Raw genomic sequence first — 15,051 nt, forward strand, 5'->3', positions numbered from 1 at the left:
CCAATTTTTAACACTAATTTATTATCTTATCACGTGGTTTTCGTATATAATAGAAGAAGCATGATTATTGCTCATAAAGAATAATATCCAAAAATAGGAGGAAGTAGAATGACAGTATTAGTGACAGGGGCGGATGGGTTTATTGGAAGCCACTTGGTAGAAGAATTGGTAAGAAATGGTGAGAAGGTTAGAGCGTTTGCTTACTACAATTCATTTAATACATGGGGATGGCTGGACACTCTTCCTAAAGAGGTACTATCTGAGATAGACGTCTTCACAGGCGATATTAGAGACCCTAACGGTGTTAGAGAATCAATGAAGGGAATTGATTCTGTTTATCACTTAGCTGCCTTAATAGCTATTCCATTTAGCTATCATTCACCAGATTCATATGTGGATACTAATATAAAAGGAACATTGAATGTCCTACAGGCTGCAAAAGATTTAGACACAAAGCGAGTATTAGTAACATCGACCTCAGAAGTTTATGGAACAGCCAAGTATGTACCAATTGATGAAAATCATCCTTACCAAGGCCAATCACCTTATTCAGCCACGAAAATTGGGGCTGATAGAATCGCGGAATCTTTCCATAAAAGCTTTGAGATGCCGATTACGATTGTGCGTCCTTTCAACACCTATGGACCGAGACAATCTGCACGCGCAGTTATTCCAACCATTATCACTCAGTTACTAGCGGGTAAAGAAGAAATAAAATTGGGATCACTAACGCCAACCCGGGACTTTAACTACGTCAAAGATACCGCCAATGGCTTTATTAAGATTGAAAAAGAATTAACAACGATTGGTGAGGAAATCAATATTGCAACACAGCATGAGATTTCAATCGGTCAACTGGCTCAGGAAATGATTGACCAAATTAATCCTAAGGCTAAAATCATCACTGAAGATGAACGTTTACGACCTGAAAAAAGTGAAGTAAATCGCTTGTTGGGATCAAATGAGAAAATCAAACAATTCACTGACTGGGCCCCACAGTACACCTTAAAGGAGGGACTAGCTGAAACTATTGAATTTTTGAAAAATAATATGGACAGTTATAAGACAGACATATACAATGTATAGAAAATAGGGGGAATCACATTATGTCAGATCGTTTTATTCCGTTATCAGTTCCGAATCTTAAAGGAAATGAATTGAAATACTCAACTGAAGCCATTAAGGACGAGTGGGTATCAACAGGTGGAGGCTATATCAATTTATTTGAACAAAATATCGCCAACTATCTTGGGGTGGATGAAGCTGTAGCAGTTCAAAGTGGCACAGCAGGTTTGCACTTAAGCCTCATCCAGAGTGGTGTCAAAAACGGAGACGAAGTTTTGACAGTTCCTCTAACCTTTATTGCGGCGGTTAACCCGATAAAATACGTTGGAGCGGATCCAATTTTTATTGATTGTGATGATTCTTTGTGTATGGATCCAGTCAAATTACAACAATTTATCGATGAGAATTGTGTCCTTAAAGAGGGTGTATTGGTCAATCAATTGACTCATAAAGCAATCAAGGCTATTTTAGCTGTTCATGTGTTTGGTAATTTACTTGATTTAGAAGGGATCATGGCGATTGCCAAGACATATAATCTAGTGGTAATTGAGGATGCGACTGAAGCCTTAGGCTCGTACTATCTTGATGGTGCTTATAAAGGGAAGTATGCCGGCACCATTGGTGATTATGGCGTTTATTCTTTCAACGGCAATAAAATCATCACTTCTGGTGGTGGAGGCATGGTTGTTGCTAAAGAGAAGCAAAATTTATCTTATATCAAATACTTATCAACCCAAGCTAAAAATGATACGTTGAATTTTATTCATGATGATATCGGCTTTAATTATCGCATGACAAATGTTCAGGCAGCAATGGGAGTGGCTCAGTTAGAACAACTGGAGCAATTTATTGAGACAAAAAAATCTAATTATTCCTTATATAAAGAACTATTGAAAGATAATGCAGATTTAGAACTATTACCATTTAAGTCAGATATAAGACCTAATTATTGGTTTTACTCTCTGATTCTAAAAAAAGAAATACCTGTTGCGACGATAATTGCTAAACTACAAGAAAAAGGGGTTCAGACACGTCCAATTTGGGGGTTAATCAGTCATCAAAAACCATATCTTGATTGCTACGCTGAAAATACAGAAGTAGCAGAAAATTATGTTAAAAAGGTCATCAACGTCCCTTGCAGCTCTAACTTGCAGAGTGAAGATGTAGAATTTGTTGTTGAAATGCTTCAAGCTGTTTTAAATGAGGAGGGCTAATTGTGGAACTAAATGAACTGACTATTTCTTCTGTGGCCAGTGTAAAAAAGGCTATGGAGAAGATGGACCAGAATGCTAAAAAGATTATCTACGTTGAAGATAATAATAGACTGATTGGTTCACTATCTGACGGGGATATTAGACGCTATATATTGAAGGATGCTTCAATTCAAGAGGCGGTTACTAATGCCATGAATGCTACCCCTTTTTCAATAAAAAAATCTCAGCTAAGTGAAGCTCAGCTGAAAATGAAAGAATTGAAAATCAACTCAATTCCAGTCTTAAATGACGATTTGACGATTGATTATATTATATTTAGTGACAATCAATTTACTCATAAAAAGTCGATTAGTAATCAAGTGGTGATTATGGCAGGTGGTAAGGGGAGTCGGTTGTATCCTTATACGAAAATTTTGCCTAAGCCATTGATCCCGATTGGCGATACACCAATTATGGAGCGGATTATTGATAAATTTGCGGATGTTGGTTGTCGTGATTTTTTGATTAGTGTTAACTATCGTAAAAATATGATTAAAAGTTACTTTGAGGATGAGCCAAGAGCTTATGATTTGAACTTCATTGAAGAATCAGTTCCATTAGGCACAGGAGGTAGCCTGTCGTTAATGAAGGAATTTATTACAGATACGTTTTTCGTTTCAAACTGTGATATTTTAGTTGATGCTGACTATACTGAAATTATTGACTTTCACAAGTCACAAGAGTATGATATCACCTTCGTGGCTTCGTTGAAAAATACGCAGATTCCTTATGGGGTTTTAAAGCTTAGTGAAGAGGGATTATTCGAGAGTACAGTTGAAAAGCCGGAATATAGTCATTTGATCAATACCGGTATGTATGTTTTTGAACCTAAATTTCTTGAGTTAGTGCCGAACAATGAATTTGCCGATTTACCAGATATTATTATGGCAGCAAAATCACAAGGTTATAAAATTGGTGTTTTCCCTGTAAGTGAAAATGCCTGGCTAGATATGGGGCAGTTTACTGAAATGGAAAACATGATGGAAAAGTTAGGTGTTAAATAAATGATTCCTATTTTACTAATGGGTGGCGGAGGTCACTGTAAAAGTGTGATTGATTCGATTGAACAAGCTCAAATTTTTGAAGTCGTTGGTATCACTGACTTAGAAACGAAAAGAGGGCTTACTGTTTTAAACTATTCAATAGTTGGGACAGAAGATGATTTAGTTCAGTGGTTTGAAAAAGGTGTTACAGATTGTTTCATCACATTAGGCAGTATTGGGAATTCTGCGATTAGAGAGAAACTATATAGAAAAGCCAAAGAAATTGGCTTTTCTTTTCCCGTTATTCAAGATAAAAGTGCCATTGTCTCAGAACATGTGACTATTGACGAAGGCACTTTTATTGGTAAGGGAACAATCATTAATGCAGATGTTGTCATTGGAGCTAATGCGATTATTAACTCAGGAAGTATAATCGAGCATGATTGTCACATCGATGCCTATACCCATATTGCGCCAGGAACAACTCTTAGTGGTGGGGTGTCGGTTGGTACTCATACTCACATCGGCACTAATTCATCTGTGATTCAATCTGTTCAAATAGGCAGTCAAACGTTAATTGGGGCTGGAAGCGTCGTGTTAAAAAATATTGAAGACAATTGCGTTGCATACGGCAATCCTTGTAAGAAAGTAAACTAAGCATACTTTCTTACGAGAGACGGGTGTGGGCAAGTTTGTCAGGAGGAATATCATGAATATTGGAGTAATTGGTTTAGGTTCTATGGGGAAACGCAGAATTAGATTGACACAAGAGGCCTTTCCAGAGTTAACTTTAGTTGGCGTTGATTTTAGAGAAGATCGACGTCAAGAGACTGAAAAATTATTTGAAATTAAAACGGCAGACTCCCTTACAGAAGCAAACAAATTGTTTCAATTAGATGCTGTCTTTATTTGTGCGTCACCTGTCACTCATGAAGTCATTATTTTAGAAGCATTAAGAGAGTCTCTTCATGTTTTTACCGAAATCAATTTATTGAATAACTATTATGATCAAGCAATAGAGTTAGCAGCGAAACAAAATAAACTACTTTATATTTCGTCAACTTTTTTAAAACGAAGAGAAATTCAGTATATTAGGGAACAAGTGAAATCAGATGCTAAGTTAACGTATCGTTATCATGTAGGACAATACTTGCCTGATTGGCACCCCTGGGAGTCTTATAAAGACTTTTTCGTGGCGGACAAAAAAACAAATGGTTGTCGAGAAATTTTTGCAATTGAACTACCTTGGATTACTCAGGTTTTTGGTGATATTATTAGCTATGAACTAAGTTCGCAAAAAATCTCGTCTTTAGAGATAGATTATCCTGATTCGTATACACTTATCCTCCACCATGAGACCGGAATTGTCGGTTCTTTAAACGTGAATGTGGTCTCTCGAGTCGCCGTTCGAAACCTAAATATTATTGGTGAAGAAACGCAAATCGATTGGGATGGCACACCGGGCGGTTTAAATCAGTGGGGTGAAAAGCAAAAACAGATGGTGCCAATTCAGTTGTATGGAGACTACACGAGTGATGATAATTATTCTCGAACTATTATTGAAGATGCTTACTTAGAAGAAATTAAAGAGTTTATCAAATTGTTGAAAAGTCAAACAGAGAAAGCCAGCTATACCTTTTTGGATGATAAAAAAATTATTGACTGGATCAATAACTTTGAGGAGGAATAATAGATGAAAGTGATTTTTTTTGGTTTAGGTTCAATTGGAAAAAAACATCTTTCTAATTTAAGACATATTTGTGAGACGCGAAATATAACTTTAGATGTTCATGCTTATCGATCTAACAAAAGAACTGGGCAAGATATATTAGGAGTTAAGACCGTTTATGACCAATCTTTGTTGGACAATGATTATGATGTCGCATTTATAACCAATCCAACCGCCTTTCATTTAGAAACTTTAGAAACTATCATGGGAAGAGCAAATTACATTTTTCTGGAAAAGCCAGCATTTTCGAAAAATCAGGCTATTACTCAATTTAAGTCCATTGAAACAACTATTTATGTGGCTGCGCCTCTAAGGTATAAAGCTGTCATGGAAAAGTTGAAATCACTCGTATCAGAAAAACGAATCTTGAGTGCCCGTGTTATTTGTTCGACATATTTACCTGATTGGCGGAATGATGACTATCGTCAAAGTTACTCCGCTAATCCTGAATTAGGTGGTGGGATTGAATTGGATTGTATTCATGAACTAGACTATGTAATTGATTTATTTGGTTTTCCCCAAAAGAGTACCAGTTTAATGGGGCGTAAATCTGATTTGGAAATTAAATCAAATGATACCGCCCTTTATATTTTGGAGTATCAAGATAAATTTGTGGAAGTTCACTTGGATTATTATGGTCAAGTTCCACAACGCAAAATCGAATTGATTACGGAAGATGGGCTAATAGAAGTTGACTTACTAAGCAATCGAGTGATTGATAAGGCAAACAATGAGGAAATCATCATCAACGAAAAGCCCAATGAAATGTATTTACGTGAATTAGTCTATTTCTTGGACAATGTTATAACGGAAAAAGAGAATCATAATAATTTAAATCATGCCAATCAAGTATTAAAATTGGCTAAGGAGTAAAATATGTCAATATTGATAACAATTTGTGGTCGCGCCGGTTCAAAGGGCCTGGCCAATAAAAATCTAAAAGAGTTTTATGGAAAACCTTTAATTGCTTATACGCTTTCTGCGATTGACTTGTTACAGAAGGAAATGGGCTTAGGGATTGATGTGGTCCTAAATACCGACAGTGAGGATTTACAAAGGTTGGCCTTGGAGTATTATCCTGTTTTGCTGGTCACTCGTAAGGAAGCATTAGCAAATGATACAGCTAGTAAAATATCAGTGATTCAAGATACCTATTTTCAAAGTAAAAACATGACAAATCGAGAGTATGATTTTGTCATTGATCTAGATATCACCTCTCCTTTAAGAACGGTAGCTGATATCAAACAGTTAATTCAACAAAAGATAAAAAATCGAGGGGCAGATGTGATTTTTTCAGTCGTGAACGCGCGTCGCAATCCTTTTTTTAATATGGTCAAGCGAGACAGTGATGGAAATGTATCTTTAGTAGTTCCTTCAAATTACACAGCGAGACAACAGGCTCCAAGTATCTATGAAATGAATGCGTCCATGTATCTGTACGATGTGGCTTTCTTAAGGAAAGATGTGCACATTTTTGATGGCATATGTGATGTTATTGAAATGAAGGACTATTTGATCTTAGATATTGACTCGGAGGAAGATTTTAGCTGGATGGAGTACCTTTATCCGAAGCATTTAGAAGAGGACAGTGACTTGAAAGACATATATGAGCATATTGATAGCTTAAAAGAGAATAAAGCTCTTTAACAGAAGAAGAGGAGGCTAAGAATGTCACACGTATACATAATTGCTGAAGCTGGCGTTAATCATAATGGCAGCATTGAACGAGCTAAGGAATTAATTGACAAAGGAGCCGAAGCCGGCGTCGATGCTGTTAAATTTCAAAGTTTTAAAGCTGAAAAGTTATTGACGAGAAATGCTGAAAAAGCCAGTTACCAAAAAGCTAACACAAATAATAATGACGAAAACCAATTTGATATGATTAAAAAATTAGAACTGGATTATGATAAACACGAAGAACTAATGAATTATGCTCAAGAAAAAGGCGTAACTTTTCTTTCATCAGGATTTGATTTAGATAGTTTGGATTTATTGACGGATCTAGAGATTGATATCTTTAAAGTGCCATCTGGAGAGATTACTAATTTGCCTTATTTGCGAAAAATAGCTAAAACAGGTAAACCAATTATTTTATCAACGGGAATGGCAACTATGGGGGAAATTGAAGAGTCATTAGAAGTTTTGCGAATCAATGGTGCAGAAGACATCACTATTTTGCATTGCAATACAGAGTATCCAACCCCGATGTCAGATGTCAATTTATTGGCAATGCAAACAATTGGCAATGCCTTCAAAATACCTGTTGGTTATTCTGACCATACCTTAGGCATCGAAATTCCAGTAGCTGCAGTGGCATTGGGCGCAACGGTCATCGAAAAACACTTTACATTGGATAAAACAATGGAAGGACCCGATCATAAAGCAAGTTTGGAGCCGGATGAGTTGAAAGCCATGGTTACTGCTATTAGAAATGTGGAGCGAGCTTTGGGAACGGGTATTAAAACGCCCTCCGATTCAGAGAAAAAAAATAAAGCCATTGCCAGAAAAAGTATCGTAGCAAAAACCACCATTAAAACTGGCGAAGTACTCACAGAAGATAACATCGATATTAAGCGACCAGGTACGGGGATTAATCCTATGCGTTGGGATCAGGTTGTTGGCTCGTTAGCAAGTAAAGATTATCAGATTGATGAGTTGATTGTATAATGAAGAAAATTTGTGTAGTAACAGGGACAAGAGCAGAATATGGCTTGTTATTTCCATTACTTGAAAAACTGAAGAATTCCAATGACTTTCAATTGCAGTTATTAGTGACGGGGTCTCATTTATCTCCAGAATTTGGCAATACCTATGAAATGATTGAAGCTGATGGTTTTCTCATTGATGAAAAAGTGGAAATTCTTTTAAGTTCGGATTCAAGTATTGGCATTTCCAAGTCGATGGGATTAGCTATTATCAGCTTTTCCGAATCACTAGAACGATTAAAACCAGATATGGTGATTGTTTTAGGTGATCGGTATGAAATATTTATGGCTGCTGCCGCTTGTTCGGTAGCGAGAATACCTATTTCTCATCTCCATGGTGGGGAGACGACTGAAGGAGCTTTTGACGAGGCTTTTAGACACTCGATTACAAAAATGAGCTGGCTTCATTTTACTAGTACTGAGGCCTACCGGCAACGTGTCATTCAATTAGGAGAAAATCCAGAGAGGGTCTTTAATGTAGGGGCAATTGGTATTGAAACGATTAATCGCCTTCAGCTGATGACCAAGAGTGAGCTAGAGGGGTCCTTAGACTTAACGTTCAAGGAAAACTTGTACCTAGTTACTTTCCATCCTGTTACGTTGGAAAATAAGTCATCGGAAGCTCAATTTAAAGAGTTAGTGAAATCCTTGGATAAATTGACAGATGCTACGATTGTTTTCACGAAAGCCAATTCAGATACAGATGGACGGATCATTAACCAACTGATTGATGAGTATGTAACTCGTCATGCCGATAAAGCTGTTGCATATAATTCCATGGGGCAACTGAGATATTTAAGTGCAATGAAAATCGCTACTGCGGTTGTTGGTAATTCTTCAAGTGGAATTATTGAAGCTCCTTACTTTAACGTTCCGACCATTAATATTGGCGATCGTCAAAAGGGACGAATTCAAGCAAGCACTATTATCAATTGCGAGGCGGAAGAGCTTTTAATCGATGAGGCGTTAAACCATGCAACAGTTGATAGCAAAACAACTGGTGATTCAGTTCATGGAGAGGGTAATGTCAGTGATCAAATAATTGATCAAATAAAAAAATCCCTTGATAAGGGCATCAGCTTAAAAAAAACATTTTACGATATAAAATAAATCAACGAGTGCCTCACAGAAGTAGTTGTGAATAAGCACTCGTTGATTTATTTTAACAACCCATTTTCATCTTCCTTAACAATGTAGGAAGGTCTTTTTTTTGTTTCCAAAAATATTTTTCCAATGTATTTTCCAATGATTCCCAAGCAAAGTAATTGCAACCCACCAATAAATAGGATGATGCAAACAAGAGAAGGCCAACCACTAGTGGGATCATTATAAAGCATGGTTCGAACGATGATAAAGATGGTAGCAATCACAGATCCAATACATGAAATTGCACCAATGTAAGAAGCAAGATTTAATAACGTATCAGAAAAGTTGATAATGCCATCAAAGGAATAAGATAGTAACTGGAAAAAACTCCAGCTAGTTTCGCCAGCAATTCTTTCACGATTTTCATAGTCCAAATAAACGGTGTTATAACCGACCCAGGTGAAAATTCCTTTAGAGAAGCGATTGTACTCTTTTAAGTCTAAAATTGAATCAACCATTTGACGAGTCATTAGACGAAAATCTCTGGCACCGTCAACCATTTCAGTTTGGCCAATTTTATTGATGATTCGGTAAAACAGTTTGGCAAAGAAGCTTCTGATAATCGGCTCTCCTGTTCGTGTCACTCTTCGAGTCCCAACACAATCAATGTCAGGAGACTGAATCTTTTCGTACATTTCCAGAAGTAACTCGGGAGGATCTTGCAAATCAACATCCATAACAGTGACATAATCGCCTTTAGCATGTTGTAAACCAGCATAAAGAGCAGCTTCTTTTCCGAAATTTTTAGAGAAAGACAGAAAGTGCACTCGATCGTTATTCTGGTTATATAAGTCTTTTAGAATGGGCAATGTTTGGTCTTTAGACCCATCATTGATAAAAATATATTCAAATTCAATTGTCATTTTTTGTCGAATTTTTTCTATTTCCTGGAAAAACAAGGGAATTGATTTTTCCTCATTATAACAAGGAACGATTACAGATAATAACAAATATTCCACCTCATTAATTATTTACTATAGCGATTATAACACAGAAAAATTATGAAGTGTTTAAATAGAGAATAAATGCTTGTAATAAAATATGACTCTGCATCGTAATAAAAGTCAATGACACCAAATCACAAGTTGCATTGATACTTTTTCCTCATGAAAATATCCAAGGAATAGAATAATTTTTAGTGATTTTAAAACTATGAAGAATGTACACAGAATATTAAGGAGTTCATATTGTTAAATATCCTATTTTCTGATAGGATGTTTATAGGAGAATAGGATGTTTAACAGATAAAGTTGAATAAATTGACAATTTACAATAGATTAATAAGGAGCTTATTTGATGAAGTTTAATAAAGAAAAAACTAATTATTTACTACTATTTATTTTTACACTGTTATTATTTTTAGCAGACACAATAAACCCATTTGCAAAACAGTTACCTACTCACGATTCCAGCATGTTTCTCTACTTTGGTCATGGGATGAATAATGGATTGACGTTTTATTCAGATATATTTGACCATAAGGGACCGATTTTGTTTATTTTTAATGCTATAGGAATGTTTTTTTCTCCCAAAACAACTATACCCACTTCGTCAGAATTTTTTAATTTTAACTTTATTGGAGTCTGGGTGTTAGAACTAATTGTTGTGTATATATCGTTGATCTTGATTTATAAAACTGGGAAGTTAATTGCCAGTTCTAAAACTACTATGATTGCCATACTAACCCTTTTTCCGGCTTTTGTTTTCTTTTTACAAAAAGGAAATTACAGTGAAGTATATGCTATTTTATTTATTAGCTGGTCCTTATTTTATTTTGTTAAATTCTTTTATGACAATGAGAACTTTAAAAACTATCACTGGATATTTATTGGGATTGCTGGCACGTGTACCTTATTATTGAGATTCAATATGATTATCTTATGGGTAGTGTTCTTACTCGTAATCGAATTTTATTATGTTAAAGATAAGGAATTTTCTAAAGCTTTGCAAACATTTTTATGGACAACCCTAGGTGTGTTGCTCGTGATTGTTCCGATAGCGATTTATTCAATTGCTAATGGTTCATTCTCTGATATGATTTATCAGTCGTTTACTTTCAACCTTAACTATGCTGGAACAGCAGATTTAAGTGGAATGATTAATACAATTGGAACATTTGCATTTTTTTCTTTGTTCTCTTTACTACCATTCTTCGCAGTTTTGTATCTGTATACATTTTTTAAAGTTAAAACTAAGAATAAATTCGAAGTATTTTTTTTAGCCTATTTTTTCCTAAATCTGGTTACAACAATCATGTCTGGACGTCCTTATTTACACTACTTATTAACACAAATACCAGCCTTTGTTATCATGATAATTTTCTCTTTAAATTATCTCAATGATAACTTGTTAAAAGACAAACAGAAAAAAGTTCTATCGTTTCTTTTTACAAGTGTTATGGTGGTGTCATGTTTGGTCGTTTTAATCATCCGGATTATTCCGGTTAACACTAGTTATGCACCAGAAGACATAGATAAATTAGATATGTCAACTAGAATTAAGAAGCTAACCAATCCTAACGATGAAATTTATGCTCATAATGTTGATGGGACGATTTACTTGTATAGCGATCGCTTTTCTTCAACAAAATATTTTTCATTACCTGCGATGGACATTGATACATTGCCAAGCTTAAAGAACGATTTTTTAACTGATATAAAGAAAAGTGAACCAAAAGTAATTGTCATCAGAAACGAGTTGTTAAAATCATCAAATAAAAATCAAACAAATTCGTTGTTTATAGAGTGGGTGATATCTGCATATTCACCAACGTACAAAAATGAAACCTTCACTCTATTTACGAAATAATAACTTTTATTATTAATTTATAAAAGTAGTTATAAGATTAGTTGAAATATAAACAGGGCTGATGAACCATATTATGATTCGTCAGCTTTGTTTATTGTAAAGCCTTAAAAAGAGCCGATATGACGTTATTGTATGACTGTTTTTTACTACTCGCTTACGGTGTTGTCTGACGCGTAGGCTCCGTGGTCGTTTTTTTATTGGTCTGTAGATTAATAGCCATTATTTTTTTGGGTAGCTTATTTTCGAAGAGGGTAGCGAAGAAATAAGCGATAAGGTTACATACAATAATCTCGATAATGAGTATTAAGTACACATTTAATTTAGAAACCAGCCAATTATTTATTAAAAGTAACAAACTATAATGGGTGATGTAGAGTGAAAACGAGAACTTTGAAAAAACAGATGAGGCCTGTATGGCCAAAGTATGCCAGTTGATAGTTGTGAAGAGACGAATACCAAAGAAGAGGCAGCCCGCACATAGCATAGAGAATAATGGATCATAGTCAATATTAAAGGTTTCACGAATCGCTTGGATGCGTAAACATGCAAAAATACCTACTGTGACAAAGGTAATTAAGCTAGTTTGTCGGGTAAGAGGAATTTGTTTTTTTAATAAATAAAAAACTATAACACCAAGAAACCATGTGAAGGTTAAGCCATTTCCTCTCCCAAAAATAAAGTTGTCATAAGGGACAATAAAAATGAATGAGAATATAAGTAGAATCAGTGTTTTTTTGAATATTCCTTTTATATTGAATAATTTGAAAAAGAAAAAACCAAAGGCTAAGTATAAGAACCACTCAATTGGCAGAGTCCATAAAGGGCGGGCAGAGCCGAAAGAAGTAGTCGAAAATAGACTGATAGCTTTGAAGCGTGGAAAATCTTGTAGCATAAGTAGATTAGAAATAAAAGTTCTTAAATTAAAACTTGTAAAATAGGTAAATTTTTCTCGAAAAAAATAAACATTAAGTGAATCAATAATTGCAATTATTACTAGTCCGGGTATTAATACCGTATAGAATCTAACAAAACGATTTTTAAAATAGTCTTTAAACGCGTAATTTTTATTACCGACTCGCTTATTATTAGCCGAGTAGATTGTCAAAAATCCTGATAATAAAAATAGAACGGTCACAGAAATGCTTTGTATTTGTGGAACATGCCGATCAGTAAATCGTTGCTGCAAACCTAAAAAACTCATGCTGTGTCCGATTAATACCATCTGACTAAAAAAGGCTCTAACGATATCTAAAAAAACTGAAGAAGATTTTGATAATTTGAACAATATACACACCTATTTTCTTAATATTACAATATTTTCATTACAATTATTATTTTATATTAATGTACATAGATTATCGGTATTTTAGAGAAAAGTCAATAGGATCAGTAAGTTAATCTCTTAATTAAGTTTTTTTCTTGAAAGTAACAATTGTTTACATAGTCATTCTTATTACCTTAATATTAGTAGAAGAGTCAAAGAAAGAAATATATCTATTATAGAAAAGCGAATTAGCTAGAGGAACTAAGAAGCCTTGGATTCTGCAATGTAATAGTGTAGAATGGATTTATTGGTCAAAATTAAGTTGAAATGATAAATTAAGAGATATTTGATTCAGTAAATTTGTTGATGGAAGATCAGAAGATATATATAATTTATTTACTATTGCGATTAGCTATTTTCGATTAGAGAATCAAATTGTTATTGTTATTGTTAGTGATAAACTATAGGTTTACTTAAAGGAGTTTTATAATGATTAAACAAGTTAAAAAGGCTATTATTCCTGCTGCGGGTCTAGGAACGAGATTTTTACCTGCAACAAAGGCCATGGCTAAAGAGATGTTGCCGATAGTGGATAAGCCCACTATTCAATTTATCGTTGAAGAGGCAATTAACTCTGGAATAGAAGATATTTTGATTATTACCGGAAAAGCAAAACGTGCTATTGAAGATCACTTCGATGCTAATCTTGAATTGGAAATGAATTTAAAAGAAAAAGGAAAAGATGAGCTATTAAAATTGGTTCATTCAACAGAAGGTCTAAATCTTCATTTTATGCGTCAATCAAGCCCTAAAGGACTTGGGCATGCTGTCTCATTGGGAAAGGCATTTGTGGGTAATGAGCCTTTCGTAGTGATGTTAGGTGATGATTTGATGACAGATGAGATACCTTTGACAAAGCAGTTAATAAATAATTATGAGAGTACCCACGCTTCGACTATTGCTGTGATGAAAGTTCCGCATGAAGAAACGTCAAAATATGGAATAATCGATCCTGACAAACTAGTAAGTGATGGTTTGTACAGTGTGAAAAATTTTGTTGAGAAACCCATACCAGAAGAAGCACCAAGTGATTTAGCAATTATTGGACGTTATCTATTGACACCAGAAATTTTTGATGTTTTGGATAATCAAAAACCTGGAGCTGGTGGAGAAATCCAATTAACAGATGCTATAGATATCTTAAATAAAACACAACGAGTTTTTGCACATGAGTTCATGGGACATCGCTCCGATGTTGGTGACAAATATGGTTATTTAAAAACCAGTATTGAGTATGGGTTGACTCATGCGGAAATTAAAGATAATTTAAAAGAATATATTATAGAGTTGGGTAGAGAGCTGGATAAATAAATGGAGCTAATTTATTGTTAAGATTGAGGAGTCGTTAAATGGATAGATTAAAACAACGGATATTAGCATTTTCCTTTATGAATAAAGAACGGTATGCAATTTTGATGTACTTGGTGATGGGTGGTTTTACGACAGCTATAAATATTCTAGTTTTTTGGGTATTTAACGCTATTCTAGGAATGAATTATTCAATTGCTACGATAATTGCGTGGATAGTTTCGGTATTATTTGCATATGTGTCGAATAAACTATACGTTTTTGAGAGCAAAAATAGAACTTTAAATACATTAATTCGGGAAATTGTCTCTTTTGTAAGTTTTAGATTGTTGTCGTTATTAATGGATTTAGCCGTCATGTATATTTGCGTTAGTTTATTTGATATGAATGCATTGATGGCTAAAATAGTAGCCAACATCGTGGTGTTGGTTGCCAATTACGCCTTTAGCAAGTGGTTTATATTTAGAAAATAGATAGCAGAAAAGTTTGGCTCTACGTCAAATGATGTAGACTGCTAGAATTTAAACAGCTCTTTTTGAAAATTAAGCAGCTCTGTCAGTGATGGCAGGGGTGCTTTTTTTTGTCAAATTGAAGCTAACTAGAATGCGGTGTTTAAAGGTAAGCGGGTAATACTGGACGGATTGGCGACTCTCCTTTTTCAGTCTATACTTGGGTTATTGATTATTACGGCATGGCGAAGCCACTTATTTCGAAATATGGTGAGCCATCA

Annotated in this window: 14 protein-coding genes; 12 read left to right on the forward strand and 2 right to left on the reverse strand. The window is 34.8% G+C overall.

Annotated elements, in window-relative coordinates:
• Positions 1 to 108 precede the first annotated feature (108 nt).
• The 9 genes from RWN13_RS16570 to neuC are packed head-to-tail and all read left to right on the forward strand — an operon-like array spanning position 109 to position 8,845.
• The gene (locus RWN13_RS16570) at positions 109 to 1,086 is read left to right on the forward strand and encodes an NAD-dependent 4,6-dehydratase LegB (RefSeq protein ID WP_314065879.1); all 978 of its coding nucleotides are present in this window, start codon (positions 109 to 111) and stop codon (positions 1,084 to 1,086) included.
• A 20-nt stretch (positions 1,087 to 1,106) separates the two neighbouring features.
• Entirely contained in the window at positions 1,107 to 2,279 is a 1,173-nt protein-coding gene (locus RWN13_RS16575; RefSeq protein WP_314065881.1) for a LegC family aminotransferase, read from the forward strand.
• 2 nt (positions 2,280 to 2,281) lie between these two features.
• On the forward strand, positions 2,282 to 3,322 hold the full coding sequence (locus tag RWN13_RS16580; protein WP_314065884.1) for a nucleotidyltransferase family protein: 1,041 nt from the start codon (positions 2,282 to 2,284) through the stop codon (positions 3,320 to 3,322).
• Complete coding sequence (locus tag RWN13_RS16585; RefSeq protein ID WP_314065886.1) at positions 3,323 to 3,958, forward strand: acetyltransferase; 636 nt, start codon at positions 3,323 to 3,325, stop codon at positions 3,956 to 3,958.
• Between the two features lie 52 nt (positions 3,959 to 4,010).
• A complete protein-coding gene (locus RWN13_RS16590; RefSeq protein ID WP_314065888.1) occupies positions 4,011 to 4,991 on the forward strand; it encodes a Gfo/Idh/MocA family oxidoreductase in 981 nt (326 codons plus the stop codon).
• Positions 4,992 to 4,994: 3 nt separating this feature from the next.
• Positions 4,995 to 5,903, forward strand: a complete 909-nt coding sequence (locus RWN13_RS16595) for a Gfo/Idh/MocA family oxidoreductase (protein WP_314065890.1) — start codon at positions 4,995 to 4,997, stop codon at positions 5,901 to 5,903.
• Positions 5,904 to 5,906: 3 nt separating this feature from the next.
• On the forward strand, positions 5,907 to 6,677 hold the full coding sequence (locus RWN13_RS16600; RefSeq protein ID WP_314065892.1) for an acylneuraminate cytidylyltransferase family protein: 771 nt from the start codon (positions 5,907 to 5,909) through the stop codon (positions 6,675 to 6,677).
• Positions 6,678 to 6,698: 21 nt separating this feature from the next.
• Positions 6,699 to 7,697 carry an N-acetylneuraminate synthase gene (gene neuB, locus RWN13_RS16605; RefSeq protein ID WP_314065895.1) on the forward strand — a complete coding sequence of 333 codons (999 nt, stop codon included), beginning with the start codon at positions 6,699 to 6,701 and terminating at the stop codon, positions 7,695 to 7,697.
• Positions 7,697 to 8,845, forward strand: a complete 1,149-nt coding sequence (gene neuC, locus RWN13_RS16610) for a UDP-N-acetylglucosamine 2-epimerase (protein ID WP_314065898.1) — start codon at positions 7,697 to 7,699, stop codon at positions 8,843 to 8,845. The genes neuB and neuC overlap by 1 nt, the downstream gene beginning before the upstream one ends.
• A 47-nt stretch (positions 8,846 to 8,892) precedes the next feature.
• On the opposite strand, the gene RWN13_RS16615 is transcribed toward neuC, so the two are convergent.
• Positions 8,893 to 9,831: a glycosyltransferase family 2 protein gene (locus RWN13_RS16615; RefSeq protein ID WP_314065899.1), complete on the reverse strand. Its 939-nt coding sequence runs from the start codon at positions 9,829 to 9,831 to the stop codon at positions 8,893 to 8,895.
• Positions 9,832 to 10,177: 346 nt separating this feature from the next.
• Between RWN13_RS16615 and RWN13_RS16620 the strand changes: the two genes are divergently transcribed.
• Positions 10,178 to 11,689: a hypothetical protein gene (locus tag RWN13_RS16620; RefSeq protein WP_314065901.1), complete on the forward strand. Its 1,512-nt coding sequence runs from the start codon at positions 10,178 to 10,180 to the stop codon at positions 11,687 to 11,689.
• A 154-nt stretch (positions 11,690 to 11,843) separates the two neighbouring features.
• On the opposite strand, the gene RWN13_RS16625 is transcribed toward RWN13_RS16620, so the two are convergent.
• A complete protein-coding gene (locus RWN13_RS16625) occupies positions 11,844 to 12,974 on the reverse strand; it encodes an acyltransferase family protein (protein ID WP_314065903.1) in 1,131 nt (376 codons plus the stop codon).
• A 468-nt stretch (positions 12,975 to 13,442) separates the two neighbouring features.
• Here RWN13_RS16625 and galU point away from each other — a divergent pair, with 468 nt between their 5' ends.
• Both galU and RWN13_RS16635 read left to right on the forward strand, forming a co-directional pair.
• Positions 13,443 to 14,324: a UTP--glucose-1-phosphate uridylyltransferase GalU gene (galU, locus tag RWN13_RS16630; protein ID WP_314065905.1), complete on the forward strand. Its 882-nt coding sequence runs from the start codon at positions 13,443 to 13,445 to the stop codon at positions 14,322 to 14,324.
• A 38-nt stretch (positions 14,325 to 14,362) separates the two neighbouring features.
• The gene (locus RWN13_RS16635) at positions 14,363 to 14,794 is read left to right on the forward strand and encodes a GtrA family protein (RefSeq protein WP_314065908.1); all 432 of its coding nucleotides are present in this window, start codon (positions 14,363 to 14,365) and stop codon (positions 14,792 to 14,794) included.
• Positions 14,795 to 15,051: the final 257 nt, after the last annotated feature.

This window comes from uncultured Vagococcus sp. (assembly GCF_963518325.1).
Taxonomy (GTDB): Bacteria; Bacillota; Bacilli; order Lactobacillales; family Vagococcaceae; genus Vagococcus_D.